This window comes from Brevundimonas sp., from assembly GCF_046299595.1.
In the GTDB taxonomy this organism is placed as follows: domain Bacteria; phylum Pseudomonadota; class Alphaproteobacteria; order Caulobacterales; family Caulobacteraceae; genus Brevundimonas.
Genome location: NZ_JBKBHQ010000001.1, coordinates 1569575 through 1590734 on the forward strand (window position 1 = coordinate 1569575; position 21160 = coordinate 1590734).

General features: G+C 69.3%; 20 protein-coding genes. 10 read left to right on the forward strand and 10 right to left on the reverse strand.

Annotation, left to right across the window (positions count from 1 at the left end; genetic code table 11):
• Nucleotides 1-2 precede the first annotated feature (2 nt).
• The 7 genes from ACK4E3_RS07775 to ACK4E3_RS07805 all read right to left on the reverse strand — a co-directional run bounded on the left by ACK4E3_RS07775 (nt 3) and on the right by ACK4E3_RS07805 (nt 8761).
• Nucleotides 3-1661 carry a CpaF family protein gene (locus tag ACK4E3_RS07775; protein ID WP_409698752.1) on the reverse strand — a complete coding sequence of 553 codons (1659 nt, stop codon included), beginning with the start codon at nt 1659-1661 and terminating at the stop codon, nt 3-5.
• Between the two features lie 9 nt (nt 1662-1670).
• Nucleotides 1671-3428, reverse strand: a complete 1758-nt coding sequence (locus ACK4E3_RS07780) for a CpaE family protein (protein WP_409698755.1) — start codon at nt 3426-3428, stop codon at nt 1671-1673.
• Between the two features lie 28 nt (nt 3429-3456).
• Nucleotides 3457-4134: a CpaD family pilus assembly protein gene (locus ACK4E3_RS07785; RefSeq protein WP_409698758.1), complete on the reverse strand. Its 678-nt coding sequence runs from the start codon at nt 4132-4134 to the stop codon at nt 3457-3459.
• A gap of 11 nt (nt 4135-4145) precedes the next feature.
• Complete coding sequence (locus ACK4E3_RS07790) at nt 4146-5567, reverse strand: type II and III secretion system protein family protein (protein WP_409698761.1); 1422 nt, start codon at nt 5565-5567, stop codon at nt 4146-4148.
• Complete coding sequence (gene cpaB / locus ACK4E3_RS07795; RefSeq protein WP_409698764.1) at nt 5564-6502, reverse strand: Flp pilus assembly protein CpaB; 939 nt, start codon at nt 6500-6502, stop codon at nt 5564-5566. Before cpaB ends, ACK4E3_RS07790 begins: the two co-directional genes overlap by 4 nt.
• 148 nt (nt 6503-6650) lie before the next feature.
• Nucleotides 6651-7589, reverse strand: a complete 939-nt coding sequence (locus tag ACK4E3_RS07800; RefSeq protein ID WP_409698767.1) for a Gfo/Idh/MocA family oxidoreductase — start codon at nt 7587-7589, stop codon at nt 6651-6653.
• Nucleotides 7586-8761: a DegT/DnrJ/EryC1/StrS family aminotransferase gene (locus ACK4E3_RS07805; protein ID WP_409698770.1), complete on the reverse strand. Its 1176-nt coding sequence runs from the start codon at nt 8759-8761 to the stop codon at nt 7586-7588. Before ACK4E3_RS07805 ends, ACK4E3_RS07800 begins: the two co-directional genes overlap by 4 nt.
• Before the next feature lie 315 nt (nt 8762-9076).
• Here ACK4E3_RS07805 and ACK4E3_RS07810 point away from each other — a divergent pair, with 315 nt between their 5' ends.
• From ACK4E3_RS07810 to ACK4E3_RS07835, 6 genes are all read left to right on the forward strand, one after another.
• Entirely contained in the window at nt 9077-10114 is a 1038-nt protein-coding gene (locus tag ACK4E3_RS07810; protein WP_409698773.1) for a mannose-1-phosphate guanylyltransferase, read from the forward strand.
• Nucleotides 10111-11235 carry an AGE family epimerase/isomerase gene (locus tag ACK4E3_RS07815; RefSeq protein WP_409698776.1) on the forward strand — a complete coding sequence of 375 codons (1125 nt, stop codon included), beginning with the start codon at nt 10111-10113 and terminating at the stop codon, nt 11233-11235. The genes ACK4E3_RS07810 and ACK4E3_RS07815 overlap by 4 nt, the downstream gene beginning before the upstream one ends.
• The gene (locus ACK4E3_RS07820; protein ID WP_409698779.1) at nt 11232-11738 is read left to right on the forward strand and encodes a D-glycero-alpha-D-manno-heptose-1,7-bisphosphate 7-phosphatase; all 507 of its coding nucleotides are present in this window, start codon (nt 11232-11234) and stop codon (nt 11736-11738) included. The genes ACK4E3_RS07815 and ACK4E3_RS07820 overlap by 4 nt, the downstream gene beginning before the upstream one ends.
• 94 nt (nt 11739-11832) lie before the next feature.
• A complete protein-coding gene (locus ACK4E3_RS07825) occupies nt 11833-12747 on the forward strand; it encodes an alpha/beta fold hydrolase (RefSeq protein WP_409698782.1) in 915 nt (304 codons plus the stop codon).
• A gap of 50 nt (nt 12748-12797) precedes the next feature.
• Nucleotides 12798-14000 carry a threonine ammonia-lyase gene (locus ACK4E3_RS07830; protein WP_409698785.1) on the forward strand — a complete coding sequence of 401 codons (1203 nt, stop codon included), beginning with the start codon at nt 12798-12800 and terminating at the stop codon, nt 13998-14000.
• Between the two features lie 10 nt (nt 14001-14010).
• The gene (locus tag ACK4E3_RS07835) at nt 14011-14511 is read left to right on the forward strand and encodes an FKBP-type peptidyl-prolyl cis-trans isomerase (protein WP_409698788.1); all 501 of its coding nucleotides are present in this window, start codon (nt 14011-14013) and stop codon (nt 14509-14511) included.
• A gap of 75 nt (nt 14512-14586) precedes the next feature.
• On the opposite strand, the gene cobS is transcribed toward ACK4E3_RS07835, so the two are convergent.
• From cobS to ACK4E3_RS07850, 3 genes are all read right to left on the reverse strand, one after another.
• Nucleotides 14587-15594: a cobaltochelatase subunit CobS gene (cobS, locus tag ACK4E3_RS07840; protein WP_409698791.1), complete on the reverse strand. Its 1008-nt coding sequence runs from the start codon at nt 15592-15594 to the stop codon at nt 14587-14589.
• Between the two features lie 146 nt (nt 15595-15740).
• Nucleotides 15741-16031, reverse strand: coding sequence for a hypothetical protein (locus ACK4E3_RS07845; RefSeq protein WP_409698794.1), 291 nt, complete (start codon nt 16029-16031; stop codon nt 15741-15743).
• A gap of 126 nt (nt 16032-16157) precedes the next feature.
• Entirely contained in the window at nt 16158-16823 is a 666-nt protein-coding gene (locus tag ACK4E3_RS07850) for a J domain-containing protein (protein ID WP_409698797.1), read from the reverse strand.
• A 44-nt stretch (nt 16824-16867) separates the two neighbouring features.
• Between ACK4E3_RS07850 and ACK4E3_RS07855 the strand changes: the two genes are divergently transcribed.
• The 4 genes from ACK4E3_RS07855 to chrA all read left to right on the forward strand — a co-directional run bounded on the left by ACK4E3_RS07855 (nt 16868) and on the right by chrA (nt 21144).
• Nucleotides 16868-17173: a BolA family protein gene (locus tag ACK4E3_RS07855; RefSeq protein WP_409698800.1), complete on the forward strand. Its 306-nt coding sequence runs from the start codon at nt 16868-16870 to the stop codon at nt 17171-17173.
• Between the two features lie 109 nt (nt 17174-17282).
• Nucleotides 17283-19181, forward strand: a complete 1899-nt coding sequence (locus tag ACK4E3_RS07860; protein WP_409698803.1) for an ATP-binding protein — start codon at nt 17283-17285, stop codon at nt 19179-19181.
• A gap of 183 nt (nt 19182-19364) precedes the next feature.
• Nucleotides 19365-19763, forward strand: coding sequence for an RcnB family protein (locus tag ACK4E3_RS07865; protein WP_409698806.1), 399 nt, complete (start codon nt 19365-19367; stop codon nt 19761-19763).
• A 115-nt stretch (nt 19764-19878) separates the two neighbouring features.
• Nucleotides 19879-21144, forward strand: a complete 1266-nt coding sequence (gene chrA, locus ACK4E3_RS07870) for a chromate efflux transporter (RefSeq protein WP_409698809.1) — start codon at nt 19879-19881, stop codon at nt 21142-21144.
• Nucleotides 21145-21160 lie beyond the last annotated feature (16 nt).

Genomic DNA, 21160 nt, shown 5'->3' on the forward strand with positions numbered 1-21160 from the left:
GGCTATTCCGCCGCGTCCAGGGCTTCGGCCAGCTCGCGCTCCAGCCCGTAGTAGCGGGCGCGGTCCCAGAAGCGCGGGCGGGCGATGCCGGTCGAGCGGTGCCGACCGATGACGCGGCCGTGCTCGTCCTCGCCGGTGATCTCGTAGACGAACAGGTCCTGGGTGACGATGACGTCGCCTTCCAGCCCCACGACCTCGGTGATGTGGGTGATGCGCCGCGAGCCGTCGCGCAGGCGCGCGGCCTGGATGATCACGTCGATGGAGCCCACGATCATCTCGCGGATGGTCTTGGAGGGCAGGCCATAGCCGCCCATGGTGATCATGGATTCGAGGCGGCTGATCGCCTCGCGCGGGCTGTTGGCGTGCAAGGTGCCCATGGAGCCGTCGTGGCCGGTATTCATGGCCTGGAGCAGGTCGAAGGCCTCGGGCCCGCGCACCTCGCCGACGATGATGCGCTCGGGCCGCATGCGCAGGCAGTTCTTGACCAGATCGCGCATGGTGATCTGGCCCTGGCCTTCCAGATTGGGCGGGCGGGTCTCGAGGCGCACCACGTGGGGCTGCTGCAGCTGAAGCTCGGCGGCGTCCTCGCAGGTGATGACGCGCTCGGTCGGGTCGATGAAGGCCGTCAGGGTGTTGAGCAGCGTCGTCTTGCCCGACCCCGTGCCGCCCGAGATCAGCACATTGCACCGGCACGCGCCGATCACGCCCAGCACGCGCGCGCCCTCGGGGCTGATGGAGGCGAACTCCACCAGGTTGCGCATGGTGAGCTTGTCTTTCTTGAACTTGCGGATCGTCAGGGTCGCACCATCCAGCGCCAGCGGCGGGGCGATGACGTTGACGCGCGAGCCGTCGGGCAGGCGCGCGTCGCAGATGGGCGAGCTTTCGTCCACGCGCCGTCCGACCTGACTGACGATGCGCTGGCAGATGTTCATCAGCTGGGCGTTGTCGCGGAAGCGCACATTGGTCAGCTGGACCTTGCCGCCCACCTCGATGAACACGCGCCCGGCACCGTTGACCATGATGTCGGCGATGTCGTCGCGCGCCAGCAGCGGCTCCAGCGGGCCATAGCCCAGCACATCGTTGACGATGTCCTGAACCAGATGCTCCTGCTCGGCCACCGACATGGAGACGTTCTTGATCGCCACCAGCTCGGCGACGATGTCGCGGATTTCCTCGGACGCGGCCTTGGCATCGAGCTGGGCCAGCTGGGCCAGGTCGATGGTGTTCATCAGGGCGTTGAAGATGGTCGTCTTGGTGGCGTGGTAGTAGTCGCTCTGTTCACTGACGATCTTGGCGACCGTCTGGGCCTTCTTGAGCTGTTCCAGTCCCGGCGTGACGCGCGGGCCGGGACCGGAAGGGCCGGAGGTGGCCGGGCGCGGCTCGTGACCGGGGCGTCTTTCGGACTTTTCGGCCAGGGCATCCATGCGACCTGAAAGGGCGCTGGCTCCCGCTCCGGCACCCGCTCTGGCACCTGCTCTGGCGTCGCCGTGCGGCTCGGCTCCTGTCTCGGTCCTGACTGTGGCAGAGGCGAAGGCGTCGGCGCTCACCGGCTCGGGCGCATCCGCGCCAAACGGCGGTGCAGGGCGAGCGGCCGCTCTGGCTGCCGGGGCGGGCGTCGGCTGGAGCGGGGCGGTCCCCGGCGTGGTGCGCTTGCCGAACACGGAGGCGGCCTATCCCTTCTTGCGGCTGAACAGCTTGCCGAACAGGGAGCCCTTGGCACGCGGCGCGGCGGGGCCGCCGAGCTGGGGCAGCTCGCGGTTCGAGACGATCTGGGCGAGGGTGACAAAGGCCTCGGCGGCCTTGGACTTGGCATTGGCCTCCAGCACCATCTGGCCGTTGTTGGCCGCCTGTCCGAACAGCTTGGCGTCGAAGGGAATGATCATGGCCGGATGGATGCCGAGCGCCGCGCCGAAGTCCCTGGCCGGAATCTCGGGGCGGCCGGGCATGCCGACCTGATTGAGCACCAGGCGCGGGGGCGCATCGTTGGGGCGCGACTGGCGCACCAGATCGACCATGTTCTTGGCATTGCGCAGGGCGGCCAGGTCGGGCGTGGCGACCACGACCACCTCGTCGGCCGAGATCAGCGTGCGGCGCATCCAGCCCGACCACAGGTGCGGCAGGTCCAGCACCACGAAGGGCGCGGTGGTGCGGATGCGGCTGGTGACTTCCTCGAAGGCGTCGGGCGAGACATCCCAGTCGCCATCGAGCGAGGCTGGCGCGGCAAACAGGCTGAGGCGCTCACTGCACCGGACCATCATGCGGTCGAGCAAGGTCGCATCCAGACGGTCGGGCTGGCCCAGCGCGTCGGCGACGCCGTGGATGGGATCCTGGTTGAAGTCGAGCCCGGCGGTGCCGAAGGGCAGGTCGTAATCGACGATGACGGTGTTGGCGCCGATCTTCTCGGACAGGGCATAGGCGGTGTTGTGCGCCACCGCCGAGGAACCCGAGCCGCCGCGCGCGCCGACAAAGGCGATGGAGCGGCCCGTGAAGGGGCGGCTGGGGTCCGAGAACAGCCCGCCGATGGCCTCGATCAGCTGCAGCGGCTGGACCGGCGCGACCATGTATTCGGACACGCCCCGGCGCATCAGCTCGCGATAGAGCATGATGTCGTTGACGCCTGCGATCACCACCACCTTGGTGCCCATGTCGCAGACCTCGGCGAGACGGTCGACCTGGGCCAGCAGCTCCATGGGCGGGGCGAGGCATTCGACGATGATCAGCGGCGGGGTGGGCTCGCTGGCATAGGTCTCGATGGCGCCCTCGATGCCGCCGACGCGGATCTGGGTGGTGGCGCGCGAGAGCCGGCGGTCCTGACCGGCGCGGTCGGCCGCTGCCAGGGTGTCCTGACGCTCGGCGAAGATGTGGATGGTGATGCGCGGCACCGAAACGTCGGCAAGGCGCTGGCTGGCGCTGGCCACCAGCTCGCCGACGGGATTGAAGGCGGGCGGGTTGTGCGCGGGCGCAGTGTGGGCTGGCGGGCTGTAGGCGGGAGGACTGTGCGCGGGCTCAGGGTGGGCGGGCACGTTCAGGGTCGCAGCCCCCGAGGCGTGCAGGCCGCCAGAGGCTGCGGGAGCCCCGGCCGGAGCGATGGGCGCATGGTCCTCAAGGGGATCGGCGGGAATGTGGCTGTAGGGATCGCCGTCCAGCTCGGGATCGAGACCCGCGGCGCCCTGCGCCCGGTGTGCGGCGGCGGCATCGGGCGGGGCGGTGAAGCGCAGGGGCTGGCCGGGCGCGCGCGCGTCGGGCTGTGCGTGCGCATGGGGTGCAGGGGCGCCCTGGCCGAAGGGCGCGGGCGCACCATGGCGGGAGGACAGGGCCGAGCCACTGGCATCGAGCGGAGCAAATTCGTCCAGGGCGTCGAAGCCGAGGGCGTCGTCGTCGAAGTCGTCCAGAATATGGTTAGCGGCTGCGCCCGGAGGTCTGCTCATGCCGCCTTCTCCCTCAATGCCACCGTCATCACTGGACCGCCTGAGCCACCTGATCGCCCACGCCCGGCTCGCGCTGGGCCGATGTCACCTCGCCGGTGCGATAGCGGTCGATGACCACCGTGCGCCGCCCGCCGTCAGGTGCGGTCATGGCGCGCGGCTCGATGATGTCGCGCGGATTGGTGATCTGGGCGGCCAGATTGGCGCTGACCGCACAGCCGAACGCCGCGTAGCCGCCGTTGTCGCGCGTGGCGGTAAGATTGGTCCACTGCTGCGAGCAGTCGGGCACATGAGCGCGCAGCACCTCGAAGCTGGCCAGAACGGGCGCGCGCGGATCGGGAGCGTGATAGCCGGCCACGCGCACGCGCTCGGCGGGCACGCCGGTGCTGATGAGATAGCTCTGCACCTCCCAGGCCATGCGCGAGGCGGACGGATCGGCCCCGGCGGGGGTCTCGACCACCAGATAGGGCGCGCCGTGGGCGGCAAAGCGCGACACGAGCTGGTCGAGGGCATGGCGCTGGTTGGCGGACAGCCCCTGATCGTGAACGGCCAGGGCGATGCGATCGAGGCCCGGCTCGACCTGGAGCACGAAGCGCGAGACCGGATTGAGCGGGGGCACGCCGCCGCCGCTGGAAGGCGTGGTGCAAGCGCCAAGCGCCCCCGTCACGAGGGCACCGAGAACAGCGAGGGTGGCCACGGGTGCGCGCATCAAGCGGTTCCTCATTCGATCACATAGCCCACGGGGCCGTGCCAGGCGGGCGCGGGCGCGCCCGGCGCGGTGCGCGGTGCGCCGTAAGCCTCGTTGAGCCGTCCGAACAGGAGGGTCTGGCTGTCGGAGGCGATGCGCAGCCCGTCGGCGGGGGTCTGAAGGCGGCCCGGCGCGGTGGGCGAGACGATGTAGGGCTCGACGATCACGACCAGCTCGGTCTCGCCCGAGAGGAAATCGCGCGAGCGGAACAGGGTGCCGAGCACGGGCAGGTTGGTGATGCCGGGCAGGGAGTCGATGTTCTGGCGCGTGCTCTCCTGCAACAGGCCCGCGATCATCATGGCGCCGCCCGAAGGCATCTCGACGGTGTTCTGGGTGCGCCGCACGGTCAGGCCGGGCAGGGTCAGGGCATTGGGCGTGCCCGCGCCCAGCGTCAGGGCGCCCTGGGTGCTCAGCTCGGAGACCTCGACCGAGATCTGCAGCGAGATGCGCCCTTCGCTCATCACCATGGGGCGGAAGGCGAGCGAGACGCCGTAGGGCTTGAACTCGACCAGGATGTTGCCTTCGCGGTCGCGGCCCACCGGAACGGGGAACTCTCCGCCCGCCAGGAAGCTGGCGCTCTCGCCGTGCACCGAGGTGAGATTGGGCTCGGCCAGCATCCGCACCAGCCCCACCCGCTCGAAGGCGCGCAGATTGGTGGTGAGGTTGGTCGAGCCGGGGTTGGTGTAGCCGATGTTGGCCCCGCCCACCTGACCGGCGTTCACGCCGAAGGTGGAGCCGAGCGAGAAGGAAAAGCCGTCGGCGGCGTTCTGGACCAGGGCGTCGATGTCGAAGCCGAGCTGCTTGATGACGGTGCGCTGCACCTCGACGACGCGCACGCGCACCGTGACCTGATCGGAGCCGGCCACGGTGATGAGGTTCAGCACACGCTCGGGCGAGGAGACGAACTGGCGTGCCAGCGACACGGCGCGATCGGCCTCGGCATTGTTCAGGGCATGGCCGGTGAGGATGATGCTCTCGTTGACGGCCTCGGCCTGGATGTTCGATCCGGGCATGACGCGGCGAAGGGTGTCGCTCAGCGCCGCCGTGCCCGCGTCCACGCGCACGTTCAGCGACAGGATGGTGCGTCCGGCCGCATCGAGAAACACCGCATCGGCCTCGCCGGGCGCAAGGCCCACCAGGGTGATGCGGCGCGGCGTGTGCAGGATCGCCTCGGCCACGGTGGGGTTCGAGATGATGACGTCGCGCGCATCGGCAGGCAGATCAATGGTCGAGGAGCGCCCGCGCGGCAGGGTGATGCTCTGGCCCGACGCACCGGTCGACAGGCGCACGCTGGACTGGGCCTCGGCAGGCCCGGCGGTGAGCGGCGCGAGCGCAAGGGCGGCCAGAAGGCCTCCGACCAGGGCACAGGAGCGAAGGGCGCGAATACGGCTCATGGCACGACCACCACATCGGTTTCGCCGTTGCGATAGACGCGCACGGCGCGGGCCTCGGCCCTGGGAGCAGACACGCGGCCCGACGGCCCGGCGGTATCGGCATAGGAGCGCAGCACCAGCGACAGCTCGCCCTCCGAGCGGGCCAGCGCCAGGGCCTCGGCATCGCGCGGACTCAGCTCCAGGGTGGCGGTGGCGCCGATGACGCTCTGGGCGTTATCCTCGGTGCGCGTGGTCTGGTCGATGGCCAGCACCTTGACGTTCTGAAGCACGGTGGCGGAGGTGAAGCGGCTGCGCTGGCCTGCGCCCTCCAGCCCGATGTTGCCCAGATTGGTCTCGCGGCTGAGGATCACGTCCACCCGGTCACCCGGCAGGATGAAGCCGCCGGCGGCCGTCTCGACATTGACGCGGATGGCCATGGCTCTCATGCCCGGCTCCAGATAGGCGGCCAGAAAGCCGCTGTCGCCCGCGCGCACGATCTTGCGCTCGACGATGGGCTCTCCGGCCACGAAGGCCTCGCGCACGACCGCGCCGATATAGTTGCCGCGCACGCCGCCGCCGGTCAGGCGTTCGGTGCCGCGCTGGATGGCGGTGCGGGCCTGACCCTCGACGCCGCCCTCGACGCCGGCCTCTGCGGTTGCGGCGGGCGCTTCGGCGCTTTCGCTGCCGGGAAGTGGCACGGTGCCGTCGGTGATGAAGGTGGGGTTGAGCCCGTCCACCGGCCAGTCGCGCCACTCCAGGTCGCGGTCGGTGATGCGGCTGCCCGGCGCCAGATCGGTGCGCGCCACCAGGACACGCGCCATGGGCCGAACCTCGGCGGGGGCCGTGGCGGACGCGGGGCTGGCGGGTGAGCCCGAGCCCATCATGCGCACCACGAAGGCCAGACCGATCGCGCAGACGGCGGCGATGGCGATCACGATGATCTTGGCAGGTTTCATGCTTGCGCCGCTCTCGGTTGCCGAATCGGGCGAGCGCGCGTGCGGACGCACGGCTCCCGACCGTTAACGACCATGCCGGGCGCGGGTTAACGGGCTACTAAGCGCGCCGCTATTTGGCGGGCACGCGCGCGGGCGCTTAGCAGAGCCGTCAGGCGGGCTGTCCGCCCAGGCAGCGCAGGGCCACCTCGAGGTTCTTCAGGCCGTCCTCGCCGGTGACGGGCGGGGCCTTGCCGGTGCGGATGGATTCGGCAAAGGCCTCAAGCTCGAGGCGCAGGGGCTCGGCGGGCCAGCTGTTGAGCGTGCGCGTCGAATAGGAGCCGTCGGCCGCATAGCCGAAATACTCGGTCACCTGGCGCGTGATCAGGTCCGCGACCACGAACTTCTGGCGCGTGGCCACCTGAAGGGTGCGGGTCTTGTAGGGCGTGACCCAGTTGGTGGTGATGTGGGCGATCACCCCCGCCTCGGTGCGGAATTGCAGCAGGGCCGTGTCCTCGCGCTCGGCCCGCGTGCGCGCGAGCTGGGGCTGGACCTCGGTGATCTCGGAGCCGGTCAGGTGGCGGATGATGTCGATGTCGTGCACGGCCAGGTCGATGACCACGCCGACCTCGCCCATGCGCGGCGGGAACGGGCCGACGCGGGTGATCTGGATCGAGATGATGTCGTCATCGGCAATGGCGCGGCGCACGGTCTCGACGGCGGGGTTGAAGCGCTCCACATGGCCGACCATCAGCACCCGGTCATGGGCGCGGGCCGCATCGATGAGCCTGCGCGCGCCCTCCAGGTCCGCCGCGATGGGCTTTTCCACCAGCAGGTGCACGCCGCTCTCCAGCAGCCGCACGCCGAGGTCAGCATGGGTGCGGTTGGGCGTGGCGATCACCGCACAGTCCAGACCGGCACCAATGAAGGCGTCCAGATCGCTGACGGCCTGCGCGCCATAGACATCGGCCACGCCGCGTCCGACCACGGCATCGGGATCGAAGATGTGCGTCAGCTCGACATCGCGCATCTCGGACAGCACGCGCGCGTGGTTGCGGCCCATGACACCGGCACCGGCGACACCGGCCTTCAGGGGAGCTGTCTGGCTCATGCGCGGCCTCCGAAACGGGCGATGGCGTCGATGATGCGGTCCTGATCGGCCTCGGCCAGATAGGGATGCATGGGCAGGCTGATGACCCGCGCGGCCGCCGCGTCCGTTACCGGCAGGTGTGCGTGCGCGCCAAAGCGCTGATAGGCGGGCTGGCGGTGCATGGGCACGGGATAATAGACCGCCGTGGGAATGGCCTCGGCCTTGAGGTGCGCGGCGAGCGCGTCGCGGTCCTCGTGCTCGATGGTGTACTGGGCCCAGGTCGAGATGCCGCCCGCGATCACGCCGGGCACGGCGGCGACATGGGCGCGCAGGCCCTCGCTGTAGCGCGCCGCGATGCGGTTTCGCGCGGCGATCTCCTCGGGGAAGATGGCCAGCTTCTCGCTGAGGATCGCGGCCTGGATGGAATCGAGGCGCGAGTTCATGCCAATGCGCATGCTCAGATATTTGGGATCGTGATCGAAGCTGCGCCCCGCAAGGTCAGACGCCACCGCCTTGCCGTGCACGCGCAGAGAATCGATCACCTCGGCGAGCCCCGCATCGCGCGTCAGCACCGCCCCGCCATCGCCATAGCAGCCCAGCGGCTTGGCGGGGAAGAAGCTGGTGGTGGTCACATCGGCGAAGGCGGCAGGGTGCCGGCCGTTCAGGGTGCAGCCGAAGCCCTGGGCGGAATCGGCGATCAGCAGCAGGCCGTGGCGATCGCAGATCTCGCGGATGGCAGGATAGTCGGCGGGCTGGCCGAACAGATCGACGGCGATCACCACGCGCGGCTTCAGGCGCCCCTCGCGCACCGTCGCCTCGATGGTCGCCTCCAGGCTGGCGGGGTCCATGTTGTAGGTGACCGGATCGATGTCCACGAACACCGGCTCGGCGCCCAGCCACGGCACCACCTCGGCGGTGGCGGCAAAGGTGAAGGAGGGGCAGAACACCGCATCGCCCGTGCGCACCGCCCAGGCGATCAGCGGCAGCACCAGCGCATCGGTGCCATTGGCACAGCCCAGCGCATGGGGCACGTCCGAATAGGCGGCCAGCGCCTTCTCGAAGGCGGCGACCTGAGGGCCCATGACCCACTGGCCGGAGTTGACGGCATCCATCACCGCGCGGTCGATGCGCTCGCCGAGGTGACGGCGCTGGGCCTGAAGGTCGATGAAGGCGATCGGTGCGGGCTGGGTCATGGAGGCTCTGGGGTGGGTGCGGGTGACGGCGCGCAGGCTCCGGGCGCTGGCGGTAGAAGCCCGTGAGCCCGGTACCTTTGAGCGCGATACCTTTAAGCGCGATGCCGGGGCGCTGCCGGCCCGTCGCGCAGGCAGCGCGCGCAGTGAATGGCTGTCGGCCCTTTATCAAGCGCGAGGGCCGCTCGCCAAGCCTTGCCGTTGCCACGGCGATCACAAGCGGTTGCCGACTGTGGCAGGGTAACGCCCGGCTTGCCCATTACGCGCACCCTCCTTAATGATGGCGACTGGTGGTGTGCGGGGACGGAGGGGTCGAGGATGCGGATCGTTCCGGTGATCCTCTGCGGCGGCAGGGGCGAGCGCCTGTGGCCCGTGTCACGCATGGACCGGCCCAAGCCCTTTCATCATTTCGGTGCCCAGGCCAGCCTGTTTCAGGCGACGCTGGAGCGCTTCGGCGATCCGCAGCGTTTCGAGCCGCCCCTGATCCTCTGTGCCCGCGAGCATGAGGGTGTGGTGCGCGAGCAGGTCGGCGATCGCACGATCAGTGGCCTGATCATGGAGGGCGGGCCGGGGGGCACGGCTCTGGCCTGCGCAGTGGCCGCGCTGGCACGCCCGCACGATGCGCTGCTGATCACGCCCGCCGATCATCTGATCGAGGCGCCCGAGGTGCTGATGCGTGCCATCGAGGCGGCCGCGCCCCTGCTGGACGAGGCGCGCATCTGTCTGTTCGCCTGTCCGCCCGATCACGCCAGCAGCGCCTATGGCCATGTGCGCGCCGGAGCTGTGGCCGGGCCGGGCGTCGCCCGCGTCGAGGCCTTTGTCGAGAAACCGGCGGCGGCGCGGGCGCTGGAGATGATCGCCGAGGGCGGCTGGGCATGGAACATGGGGCTGTTCCTGGGGCAGGCCGGGGCGTTCACGCGCGCGCTTGCACGCCATGCCCCCGACATCCTCGATCAGGCCGCACGGCTGTGGTCGCGGCGCGAGAGGGCCGGGGATGACGCCGTGCTGATTCCTCCCGCACAGGTGAGCGCGCCGGTCTCCATCGACACGGCGGTGATGGAGCGCTCGGACGATCTGCTGGTGGCGCGCTGCGATCCTTTGTGGCGGGACGTGGGCTGCTGGAACGGACTGTGGCGGCACGCGGCGCGCGATGGCACCGGAAACTGGGTCACGGGGCGGGCGACGGCGCGCGAGTCCACGGGCTGCGTGGTGCTGGGCGACGGGCCTCCGGTCACGGCCATCGGCCTGACGGACATGGTGGTGATCAGCACCGATCAGGGGGTTCTGGTCATGCCGCGCGCGCGGGCGCAGGAGCTGCGCGCAGCCGGGCTCTGGTCAGAGCAGGAGCACTGGTGAGCGTCTTCCTGCGTTTCGATCACTGGATGCGGCGCACCGCCCTGCCCCTGTGGCTGGGGGCCGGGATCGAGCGCGAGGGACCCTTCAGGGGGCGCTTTCACGAGCGGCTGGGCTTTGACGGCGTACCCGATGTTCGCGCGAACCGGCGCACCCGCGTGCAGGCGCGCCAGCTTTTCGTCGCCTGCACCGCCGCCGCGCGGCAGGCGCACCCCGAGGCGCGCGACCTGGCCAGCGCCTGTCTCGACCAGATGATCGCGCGCCACCACGCGGGCGCCGGGCGCTGGCTGTTCTCGACCGATGCGCAAGGGCGGCCTGCGGGCGCTGGGCCCGACCTTTATGACCATGCCTTTGTCCTGTTCGCACTGGGCCACGGCGCGCGCGTGCTGGGCCGGGCCGATGCGATGGCACTGGCCCATCAGACCCAGAGCTATCTGGATCAGGCCATGGCGAGCGCGTCGGGGGGCTGGCACGAGAGCCTGCCCCCAGCCCTGCCCCGGCGACAGAACCCGCATATGCACCTGCTGGAGGCCTATCTGGCCCTGATGGCCGCGAGCGCCGAGGGCCCGGACGCGCCAGAGCACTGGCGCAGCCTGGCCGCTCGGGTGATCGCCCTGATGAACACCCGCCTGTTCGATGCCGGGCATGGCGTGCTGCGCGAGTTCTTCGAGGACGACTGGCGCCCGCGCCCGCCGCCCGAAGGCGACATCATCGAGCCGGGCCATCACTTCGAGTGGGTGTGGCTGCTGCATCAGGCAAGGGCCGCAGGCCTCGATGTGGACGGGGCCATTGCCGAACGGCTCTATGACAGCGCGCTGCGGCACGGGTGCGACGATCAGGGCCGCGTGCTCGACGCCATCAATCCGGCCTGCAAGGTCACGGACCGGGGGCGCAGGCTGTGGGGCCAGTGCGAGGCGGTCAAGGCCCATCTGGTGCGCGGGCAGGGCGATCGGGCCGAGCGCACGCTTGCCGCCCTGATGGACAGTCATCTCGATACGGACGTGCCCGGCCTGTGGTGCGACCATTTTTACGAGGACGGATCGTGCCGCGACGGTTTCGTTCCGGCGTCCAGCCTCTATCATCTGGTCATGATGTGGGACGAGATCGGAAAGGCGGGCCAGTGAGCGTCGCGGCGGTGTTCCTCGACCGTGACGGGGTGCTGATCGAGGATGTCGGCTATCCGCACCGGCCCGAGCAGCTGAAGTTCGTCCACGGTGCCGAGCGGGCCGTGGCGCGGCTGAACCGTGCGGGCTACATGGCGGTGGTGGTGACCAACCAGTCGGGCGTGGCCAGGGGCCTGTTCGACGAGGCCACCATGAACGCCTTCAACGATCTGGTGGTGCGAAAGCTGGCGGCCAGGGGTGCCATGATCGCTGCGGTCTATGCCTGTCCCTATCACCCGAGCGCGCGCGATCCGAAGTGGTTTCACGAGGATCACCCCGAGCGGAAGCCCAACCCCGGCATGATCCTGCGCGCGGCAGACGAGCACGGCATCGACCTGTCGCGCAGCTTTCTGATCGGGGACCGCGACACCGACATGGAGGCGGCCCGGCGTGCCGGCATACCGGGCTTCCTGTTCGAGGGCGGTGATCTGGACGCCTTTGTCAGCGAGCTGCTGGGCCACTGACGGAGCTGGTGGCGGGCGGCTGACCCGTTGCATTTATTTCGCCGTGCGATGATTTAGGGCGCATCCTGCTTTTTCGTTTTCACGGACCCGTCCCATGCCCGAAGTCACGCCGGACGCCACGGCCCCCGCCAGCGACGAGAGCGCCTATCAGGATCGCTGGTGGCGCGCACCCGACGGGCTGAGGCTTCATGCGCGCGACTATGCGGGCGGCGCGGGCGTGGCGCGCCTGCCGGTGATCTGCATTCACGGACTGACGCGCAATGCGGCGGACTTCGAGGTGATCGCGCCGCTGATCGCCCGCAGCGGCAGGCGGGTGCTGGCGGTGGACGTGCGCGGGCGCGGCCGCTCGGAGCGCGCGCCCGATCCCATGACCTATCGGCCCGATACTTATGCGAAAGACATTCTGGCCCTGATGGATCAGGCGGGCATCGCGCGGGCGGTGTTCCTTGGCACCTCCATGGGCGGGCTGATCACTATGGCTCTCTCCGCGCTGCGGCTGAAGGCCATAGCGGCGGTGATCATGAACGATGTCGGCCCCGAGGTGGCGCCCGAGGGGCTGGCGCGCATTGCGGCCTATACGGGCAAGGCGGTCGAGATCAACAGCTGGGCCGATGCGGTGGCCTATGCGCGCAGCGTCAACGCGGTCGCCTTCCCCCACTATGAGGACGCGCAGTGGCAGGCGTTCGCGCGGCGCATCTTCACCGAGGACGAGGCAGGCGTGCCCCGGCTGGACTACGACCCCGACATCTCGGCACCGATCCGTGCGGCGGGCGGCAAGGCGCTGGTGCCCAACCTCTGGCCGTGGTTCACGCGCATGGCGCGCAGGCGCCCGCTGCTGGTGGTGCGCGGCCAGACCTCGGACCTGCTCTCGCCCGCCATCGCCGCGCGCATGAAGAAGCGCGCACGCGACATGGAGCTGGTCGAGGTGCCGGGCATCGGTCATGCGCCCATGCTGGATGAGCCCGAGGCGCGCGCGGCCATCTTCGAGTTCCTTGGCCGCGTGCCCTGAGGCGCGAAAAGGGCGATTGACGCGGCGTAAGCCACCGGCTTGAAGAGGGCATGACCCTCACCCTCGATGACATTCTGGCCGCACGCGAGCGCATCCGCGGACAGGTCGATCACACGCCCACGCGCCACTCGCGCCGCCTGTCGCTGCTGACGGGAGCCGAGGTTTATGTGAAGTTCGACAATCTGCACTTCACCGGCTCGTTCAAGGAGCGCGGCGCGCTGAACCGGCTGTTGCAGCTCTCGCAGGACGAGCGCGCGCGCGGCGTGGTCGCGGCGTCTGCGGGCAACCACGCCCAGGCGCTGGCCTATCACGGCAACCGGCTGGGCGTGCCCGTGACCATCGTCATGCCCCACGGCACGCCCTTCGTGAAGATCGACGGCACCCGCGCCCACGGGGCCAGCGTGGTGATCGAGGGCGACGACTTCTCGGGCTCGACCGAGCACGCCCATGCGCTGGCGCGCGAGCATGGCTATGTGTTCGTGTCCGCCTTCGATGACCTCGGCATCGTGACCGGCCAAGGCGTGTGCGCGCTGGAGCTGCTGGAGGATGCGCCCGGGCTTGATGGCCTGCTGATTCCCATCGGCGGCGGCGGGCTGATCGCGGGCTGTGCGGTGGCGGCCAAGGCCCTGCGCCCGGACATCGAGGTGATCGGCGTCGAGGCGGCCATGTATCCCTCTTTCACCGCGCGCAGGCGCGGCGAGCAGGCGCGCTGCGGCGGCCAGACCATCGCCGAGGGCATCGCCATCAAGGCCGTGGGCGAGATCCCCTTCGCCATCGCCGACCCGCTGGTGGACGATGTGATCGTGTGCGAGGAGGCCGATTTCGAGCGCGCGGTCGCCTTCTATGCCACCCACGAGAAGACCGTGGCCGAGGGCGCGGGCGCGGGCGGGCTGGCGGCCCTGCTGCGTGATCCCGCACGCTTTGCCGGAAAGCGCGTCGGCCTGGTGCTGTGCGGCGGCAACATCGACGCGCGAATGCTGGCCGTGGTGCTCAATCGCGAGCTGGTGCGCGAGCGGCGCCTTGTGGTCTATCGCATTGTCGGCGATGACAGGCCCGGCATGCTGGCCCTGATGAGCGCGGTCATCGGCGGGGCAGGCGGCAACATCATCGACGTGGTGCACAACCGTCTGGCGCTCGACGTGCCGGCCAAGGGCGCCGAGTTCGACATCATGGTCGAGACCCGTGACCACTGTCATGCGGACGAGATCGCTCAGGCGTTGAAGGACAAGGGCTATGTTTTGCGTATGGGCTAGACATCTCGCCATGGCGGCGGCGGCGCTCGCCTGCGTGGCCCTTGCGGCCTGCGGGGCCGGCGACGGCATGGACCTGAGCGAGCGCGAGCGGGCGGCCAGCTACTGGATGGAGAACAACGGGCGGCGCGCCGAGATCGTCACCCTCGATTCGGGCCTGCAATACCGCGTGCTGCGCGAAGGCGCCGCCGATGCGCCCAGCCCCGATTCCAACGATCTGGTGCGCGTGAACTATGAGGGCAGCCTGATCGACGGCACGGTGTTCGACAGCTCCTACGTGCGCGGTACGCCCTATGTCACCACGCCCGAACAGGTCGTGCCCGGCTGGACCGAGGCGTTGCAGCGCATGAAGGTCGGCGACGAGTGGCTGCTCTATGTGCCGCCGTCGCTCGGCTATGGCGCGCGCGGCGCGCCGCCGGACATTCCGCCTCACGCCATTCTGGTGTTCCGCATCGAGCTGCTCGACATCGCTCCGGCGGCGGGCGGCTCGCGGGTCGACAGCGCCAGAGGCTAATAAGGACGGGGCTCGCAAGAAAAGGGCGCGAAGGGGCAGAAGGCCGGGCGGACCCGGCTCAGCCCTTGCTCATCTTCACGCGCCTACCTTCACGCGTATCGCGGCCTCGGGCAGATCCTCGCCGAAAGCGCGCTGATAGAACTCGGCAATGGTGGGCCGCTCCAGCTCGTCACACTTGTTGAGGAAGGTCAGGCGGAAGGCGAGGCCGTGATCTCCGCCCATGATGATGGTGTTCTGCGCCCAGTTGATGACCGTGCGCGGGCTCATGACGGTCGAGATGTCGCTGTTCATGAAGGCGTTGCGCGTCATGTCGGCCACGCTGACCATGGCGGCGATGGTGCGGCGGCCCTCGGCATTGTCCCAGTCGGGCACCTTGGACAGCACGATCTGGGCCTCGACGTCGGCGGCCAGATAGTTGAGCGTGGTGACCATGGACCAGCGGTCCATCTGGCCCTGATTGATCTGCTGGGTGCCGTGGTAGAGACCAGAGGTATCGCCCAGCCCGATGGTGTTGGTGGTGGCGAACAGGCGGAACCAGCGGTTGGGGCGGATCACGCGGTTCTGGTCCAGCAGGGTCAGGCGGCCCTGGGCCTCCAGTACGCGCTGGATGACGAACATCACGTCCGGGCGGCCTGCATCATATTCGTCGAACACCAGGGCCACGGGCCGCTGGATCGACCAGGGCAGTATGCCCTCGCGGAACTCGGTGACCTGCTTGCCGTCCTTCAGGACGATGGCGTCCTTGCCCACCAGGTCGATGCGGCTGACGTGGGCGTCCAGATTGACCCGCACCATGGGCCAGTTGAGCCGCGCGGCCACCTGTTCGATATGGGTCGACTTGCCCGTGCCGTGATAGCCCTGGACCATGACGCGCCGGTCGAAGGCAAAGCCCGCGCAGATGGCCAGGGTGGTCTGGGGGTCGAAGCGATAGGCCTCGTCGATGTCCGGCACATGGCTGTCGCGCTGGTCGAACACGGGCACGCTCATGTCGGAATCGATGCCGAACAGCTCGCGCACGCTCACCTTGCGGTGCGGTTCGAGGGTGAGCAGCGGATCGGGCGTGGCATCAAGCGCAGAGGTCATGGGGCTCACTTATGAAACCTTGGCCTCACGGTCCAGTGGGCGCGGCATTTGTGCCGCAGCGCGCTGCGAGCCAAAAGAAAAGCTCTCCGGCGTCGCCACCGGAGAGCTTCTCACACCGCAAGGGCGGCGCAGGCGAAGGCTTCGCCTTACTGACGACCGGCCTCACGCACGGCGTCGGCTTCACGCTCGGCCTGATCGCGGACCTGATCGGCCTGCTCCTGCAGGTTCTCGGCGCTGCGCTCGGCAGACTGCGTGGCACTGTCGGTGGTGGCGGCATCGGCGCGCTCTTCGAGGCGCTCGGCGTCGCGCTCAAGCTCGCTGGCCTGCAGCTCGGCCTGTTCCTCGATGGACTGGGCCTGACGCTCGGCTTCCGAGTCGGTGTTGTTGCACGCGGCCAGGGCCAGGGCGCCAACGGCGATAACGGCATATTTCATCATGGGACGTGTCTCCTGAAAGGTCCTGAGAGCGGGGGAAACGCCTGCCGGCCGATCCGGTTCACGCTTTTGTGAGCGCCGCGTCGGCTTTGCGTCAGCCTCTCGCGCTCTTTCCAGACGCGCTGACGCTCAGGCGTGCCCGCTTTTCCTCAGGATCTTGTAGGCCCGGATGACCCGTTGCAGGCGCGCCTCGGCCCCGCGATCGCCGCCGTTGGTGTCGGGGTGGCAGCGCTTCACCAGTTCAAGATAGCGCGCCTTGATCGCCTCGGTGCTGGCGCCCGGTTCCAGATCGAGATCCAGCAGGGCCTGACGCTCGATGCGGCCCACCGGGCGTGCCTCGGCGGCGTGAGGGCCCGGCGCGGCACCCTCGCGCCCGAACAGGCCGAAAGCATCCTGCCAGCTTCCCGTTCCCTGGCTCTGGCCTCCGGGAAACCTGGCGGCAAAGGCGGCGGCCTCGCGCGAGAAGCGCCCGGCCTTCATCTGCCAGGTCGGACGCCCGCCGGTCATGGCCTCTTCGGCCTGGAGGGTGCGGATCTCGCCCTCGCTCATGCCCGCATAGAAGTTCCAGCTCTTGTTGTACTGGGCGGCGTGGGCCTGGCAGAAGTTGTAGAAGCTGTTGATCTGCTTGCGGTCCTTGGGTGCCCGCGCCGTGGCCGCGCGCGAGCAGTCGGGCCACTCGCACGGCACTTCGCCGGGCTTGAGGCGCAGCACGTCCTCTTCCTGCTCCTCGCCGGGGCGGGGCGGCTTGACCCGGATGTCGATGAACCGGGGCCGGTATTGAAACGAGGCGCTCATGCTTCCAAGAGTATGCGCGATTTGGCCGGTATCAAGGAGAGCCCATGTCTGTTGGCCCGGTTGCCTCGCAGATTCAGCAAAAAGTGACCGGCGCGCTGGCGCCCGAGCACATGGAACTGGTCGATGACAGCTGGCGTCACGCCGGTCACCACCACGAGGGCGGGATCGACGCGCGCCCCGGCGGCGAGAGCCACTTCAGCCTGACCATCGTCTCGGCCGCCTTCGAGGGACTGGGCCGCCTGGCCCGCCAGCGCGCCGTGCTGGCCCTGCTGAAGGACGAGATGTCCGGGCCGGTTCACGCGCTCTCGATCACGGCCCTGACCCCGCAGGAGTGGCGCGAGCGGCGCTGAGCGGCCCTGCCGGGGCGTCCGCTGTGCCAGAAAAATGTCCGTTCACCTCGTCTTAGAACCTTGGCCTTAGCGTTCCTCCGGGGATGAAAAGGGAAGATCGGAGGCGCGTTTGTCCGAGCCGCAAGAGACGCAGGATGACGTGGCCCGCGCCCCTGTCACGCCTTCGGGCGCGCAGGGTGCCGTGACGGCCGGGGTGACGGGTGAACAGGGCGGCGCGTCGCGCACGGCCCGTGCCAACGAGGCGGCCCAGTCGCTCGCGGCCATCCTTCAGACCCAGTATCTTCGCTATGTGATCATCGCCAGCTGGGCGCTGGCGCTGGCGGCAGCGGTGGATGTGGGCCTTGCCGCGGGATGGTTCGCCCTGACGCTGGCTGCGGGCGCGGCGCGCGGCTTTGTCGAAAAGCGCGTTGCCAGCCGGCCCGGCGTGGCCGAGCGCAAGGGTTTCGGCCTGTTCTTCCTGGTGGTGGCGACCATAACGACCTGTGCCTGGGCCATCGCACCGGCCATGGCGTGGTTTTCGGACGCGAGCTTCGGGCGCGAGCTGGCCATCGGGCTTCTGGGCGCGGGCTATGTGCTGGTGTTCACCCAGCTTCGCAACACGCCGCGTCAGGCGGTGGTGATCTCCTCGCCCTACAGCCTGGTGGCGCTGATGATCGCGGTCAGCCTGTGGGGCACGCCCGATTTCGTGGCCTTCCTGTCGCTGGTGCCGTTCACGGCGGCGGGCCTGTTCGTGCTGGTCATCATGACCTTGATGAAGGAAGAGCGCATCCGCGCCTTCCAGGCCCATCAGGCGCACCTGATCGAGGAACTGGAATCCGCGCGCGACACGGCCAATGCCGCCAGCGAGGCCAAGTCGAACTTCCTCGGTGTCATCAGCCACGAGCTGCGCACACCCATGAACGGCGTGCTGGGTGCCGCCCAGCTGATGAGCGCCACGCGCCTCGACAACACCCAGCGCGAATATCTGTCGATCATCCGCAACTCGGGCGACAATCTGCTCAGCCTGCTCAACGACATCCTCGACATGACCAAGATCGAGGCAGGCAAAATGAGTTTCGAGACCGTGGACGTGGATGTGCAGGAGCTGCACCAGCGCGTCATCGGCCCCTTCATGGCCCAGGCCCAGTCCAAGGGCCTCGATTTCACCCACGAGATGACCGGCGAGGTGCCCGCTACCGTGCGCTGCGATCCGCTGCGGGTGTGTCAGGTGCTGCACAACCTTCTGTCCAACGCGGTGAAGTTCACCGAGGCGGGCAAGGTGCACTACGGCGTCGAGGCCACGCGCATCGGCGAGGATCGGGTGCGCTTCCGCTTTGCCGTGACCGATCAGGGACCGGGCATCGCCGACGAGGACCGCCAGCGCCTGTTCGAGCCCTTCACCCAGCTCGACGCCACCTCGACGCGCCGGTTCGGCGGCACGGGGCTGGGCCTGACCATCTCGCGCAGGCTGGCGCGGATCATGGGCGGGGACATCGAGCTTGAGACCGAGCCGGGCAAGGGCTCGACCTTCGCCTTCGTGGTCGAGGCGGAGGTGGTCGAGTGGGCAGGCCATGCCGCCGCCGAGCCGGTGACCGCCGATGCCGAGGATGCCGAGACCCTGTCGGTGCTGGTGGTCGAGGACCATCCGGTCAACCGCATGATCATCGAGGCATGGCTGACGGCGTCGGGCCATGAGTCCACCTCGGCCGAGCATGGCCAGATCGCGCTTGAGCTGGCCGCCACGCGCCGCTTCGACCTGATCGTCATGGACGTGAACATGCCGGTCATGGACGGCCTGAGCGCCACGCGCGCCCTGCGCGAGGGCGTCAACATGAACCGCGACACGCCCATCGTCGTGCTGTCGGCCTCGGCGCGCAGCGAGGATCACGAGGCGGGGCTGGAAGCGGGCGCGGACGCCTATCTGAACAAGCCCATCGACTTCAAGCTGTTCGCCCAGATCATCCAGCGCGTGCGCGGCGGGCGTGAGGCGGTGCGCGCGAGTCCGGCGACAGCGGCCCAGGCTGCCTGAGAGGCGGCCTGAGAGGCGGCCTGAGCGGGGCACCGGGCCGATCAGGGCGAGATTGTGGCAAAAGCCTGAACCCGACCTGAACGCGCGTCTCAGGGCAGGCTCAGGCCCGGCGCTCTAGGGTGCTCCTTATTGTTGAAGGAGTACCGTTATGAAAAAGCCCTCGCCCCGGCCTTTGCAGCCATTATGGCCGTCAGCACCGTGAGCTATGCCTCGGCCTCTGACGCCCAGTCGCGCAATTATCGCTATGAGCAGCCGCGTCACGACTATCGCTATGACCGTAACCGCAACGCGCGCCCGCAGGCCCATCGCGCCCGCCCGCCTGCGAACTGGAGAAGCCAGGCGCCGCGCCGCTATCGCGCTCCGGCCTATCGTGCGCCGCGCGGTCACGCGGTTCGCCAGTGGCAGTACGGCCAGCGCCTGCCCGCGCAGTATCGCACCAGCTACTATGTGGTCGATCACCGCCAGTACGGCCTGCGTCCCCCGCCGCGCGGCTATCACTACGTCCGCCACGGCAATGACGTGCTGCTGACCGCCATCGCCACCGGCGTGATCGCCAGCATCATCGTGGGTCTGTTCTACTAAGACCCGCCCATAAAGAACGCTCTCCAGGAAGAAAGCGTCTCTCACCGCCACGGCGCCCCGGAAGTCCGCTTCCGGGGCGCTTTCGTGCGGGGCTGTTCATGCGCTAGGCATTACCATGGCCGATGCGCGCGATCCCGACCAGCCCTGCTCAGAGACCGGCGCTTCCGGCTTGCGGCGCGTGCGCCTGTTCGAGGTGCTGATGGTGTTCACGCGCCTCGGCCTGACCTCGTTCGGGGGGCCGATTGCCCATATCGGCTATTTTCACGAGGCGCTGGTGCGACGCAGGCGCTGGGTCAGCGAGGCGCGCTTTGCCGCCCTGATCGCCCTGTCGAACCTGTTGCCGGGACCAAGCTCCAGTCAGGTGGTCCAGGCGCTGGGCGCGGCCCGTGCGGGCGGTAATCTCGGGGCGCTCGCGGCCTTTGTCGCCTTCACCTGGCCCTCGGCCCTGATCATGCTGGCGCTTGCACTGGGGGTCGAGCGCGTCGGCGCGCTGACCGACCAGCCCTGGGTGATGGCCCTGAAGGCGGCGGCGCTGGGCGTGGTGATCCATGCCGCCATCACCATGGCGCGCGCCAGTGTCAGGGGACGGCTGGAGCTGGTCATCGTCCTCGCTTCGAGCGGCGCGGCGCTGATGCCGGGCGGCATGGGCTATGCGGCCGGGATCGTGCTGGTGGCGGCAGCGCTCGGCTTCCTGCGCGGCGCTGGCCCTGATGCCGCCCCGCAGCCAGAGCCCGCAGCTGACCCAGCCCCGGGGCCTGCCGTGGCGCGCGGCTCGCGCCGGGCCGCCGCGTTCTGCCTTGGCCTGTTTCTCTCGCTTCTGGTCATGCTGCCGCTGGGCGCGCGGCTCACCGGTGATCCCACCTTGCAGATGCTCGACGCCTTTTATCGCGCCGGGGCCCTGGTGATCGGCGGCGGGCACGTGCTGCTGCCCCTGCTGGAGGGCGAGGTGGTGGCGCGCGGTTTCATCGATCGCGACACCTTTCTGGCCGGCTATGGCGCGGCCCAGGCCCTGCCCGGTCCCCTGTTCGCCTTTGCGGCCTATGTCGGTGCCCTGTCGCAGGTCGGGCCGGGAGGCGTCCTTGGCGGACTGCTGGCCCTGGGGGCGGTGTTCCTGCCCGGAGCGCTGCTGATGTCCGCCGCCGCGCCCTTTCTCGATCACGCCATGGCCGCGCCGAGGCTGGCGCGGGCGGTGAGGGCGGGCAGCGCAGCCGCCGTGGGGCTGGTGATCGCGGTGATCGTGGGCACGCTGATGCCCGCACTGGGGGGCTCTGTCGGGGCCTGGCTGATCGCGGGCGCTACCCTGGCGGGCCTGATGAGCGGGCGCGTGCCGGTGCTGGTGCTGCTGGCCCTGGCGGTGGGTGCAGGTCTGGTCGCACTCTAGTCGGGACCGCGTGCAA

Coding starts and splice junctions, on each gene's coding strand:
- ACK4E3_RS07790 (WP_409698761.1), bottom strand. CDS start 5,567: ATGAGCCGTATTCGCGCCCTTCGCTCCTGTGCCCTGGTCGGAGGCCTT.
- ACK4E3_RS07805 (WP_409698770.1), bottom strand. CDS start 8,761: ATGACCCAGCCCGCACCGATCGCCTTCATCGACCTTCAGGCCCAGCGC.
- ACK4E3_RS07780 (WP_409698755.1), bottom strand. CDS start 3,428: ATGAGCAGACCTCCGGGCGCAGCCGCTAACCATATTCTGGACGACTTC.
- ACK4E3_RS07785 (WP_409698758.1), bottom strand. CDS start 4,134: ATGCGCGCACCCGTGGCCACCCTCGCTGTTCTCGGTGCCCTCGTGACG.
- ACK4E3_RS07865 (WP_409698806.1), top strand. CDS start 19,365: ATGGCCGTCAGCACCGTGAGCTATGCCTCGGCCTCTGACGCCCAGTCG.
- ACK4E3_RS07845 (WP_409698794.1), bottom strand. CDS start 16,031: ATGATGAAATATGCCGTTATCGCCGTTGGCGCCCTGGCCCTGGCCGCG.
- ACK4E3_RS07825 (WP_409698782.1), top strand. CDS start 11,833: ATGCCCGAAGTCACGCCGGACGCCACGGCCCCCGCCAGCGACGAGAGC.
- ACK4E3_RS07850 (WP_409698797.1), bottom strand. CDS start 16,823: ATGAGCGCCTCGTTTCAATACCGGCCCCGGTTCATCGACATCCGGGTC.
- ACK4E3_RS07855 (WP_409698800.1), top strand. CDS start 16,868: ATGTCTGTTGGCCCGGTTGCCTCGCAGATTCAGCAAAAAGTGACCGGC.
- chrA (WP_409698809.1), top strand. CDS start 19,879: ATGGCCGATGCGCGCGATCCCGACCAGCCCTGCTCAGAGACCGGCGCT.
- ACK4E3_RS07830 (WP_409698785.1), top strand. CDS start 12,798: ATGACCCTCACCCTCGATGACATTCTGGCCGCACGCGAGCGCATCCGC.
- cpaB (WP_409698764.1), bottom strand. CDS start 6,502: ATGAAACCTGCCAAGATCATCGTGATCGCCATCGCCGCCGTCTGCGCG.
- ACK4E3_RS07800 (WP_409698767.1), bottom strand. CDS start 7,589: ATGAGCCAGACAGCTCCCCTGAAGGCCGGTGTCGCCGGTGCCGGTGTC.
- ACK4E3_RS07810 (WP_409698773.1), top strand. CDS start 9,077: ATGCGGATCGTTCCGGTGATCCTCTGCGGCGGCAGGGGCGAGCGCCTG.
- cobS (WP_409698791.1), bottom strand. CDS start 15,594: ATGACCTCTGCGCTTGATGCCACGCCCGATCCGCTGCTCACCCTCGAA.
- ACK4E3_RS07835 (WP_409698788.1), top strand. CDS start 14,011: ATGGCGGCGGCGGCGCTCGCCTGCGTGGCCCTTGCGGCCTGCGGGGCC.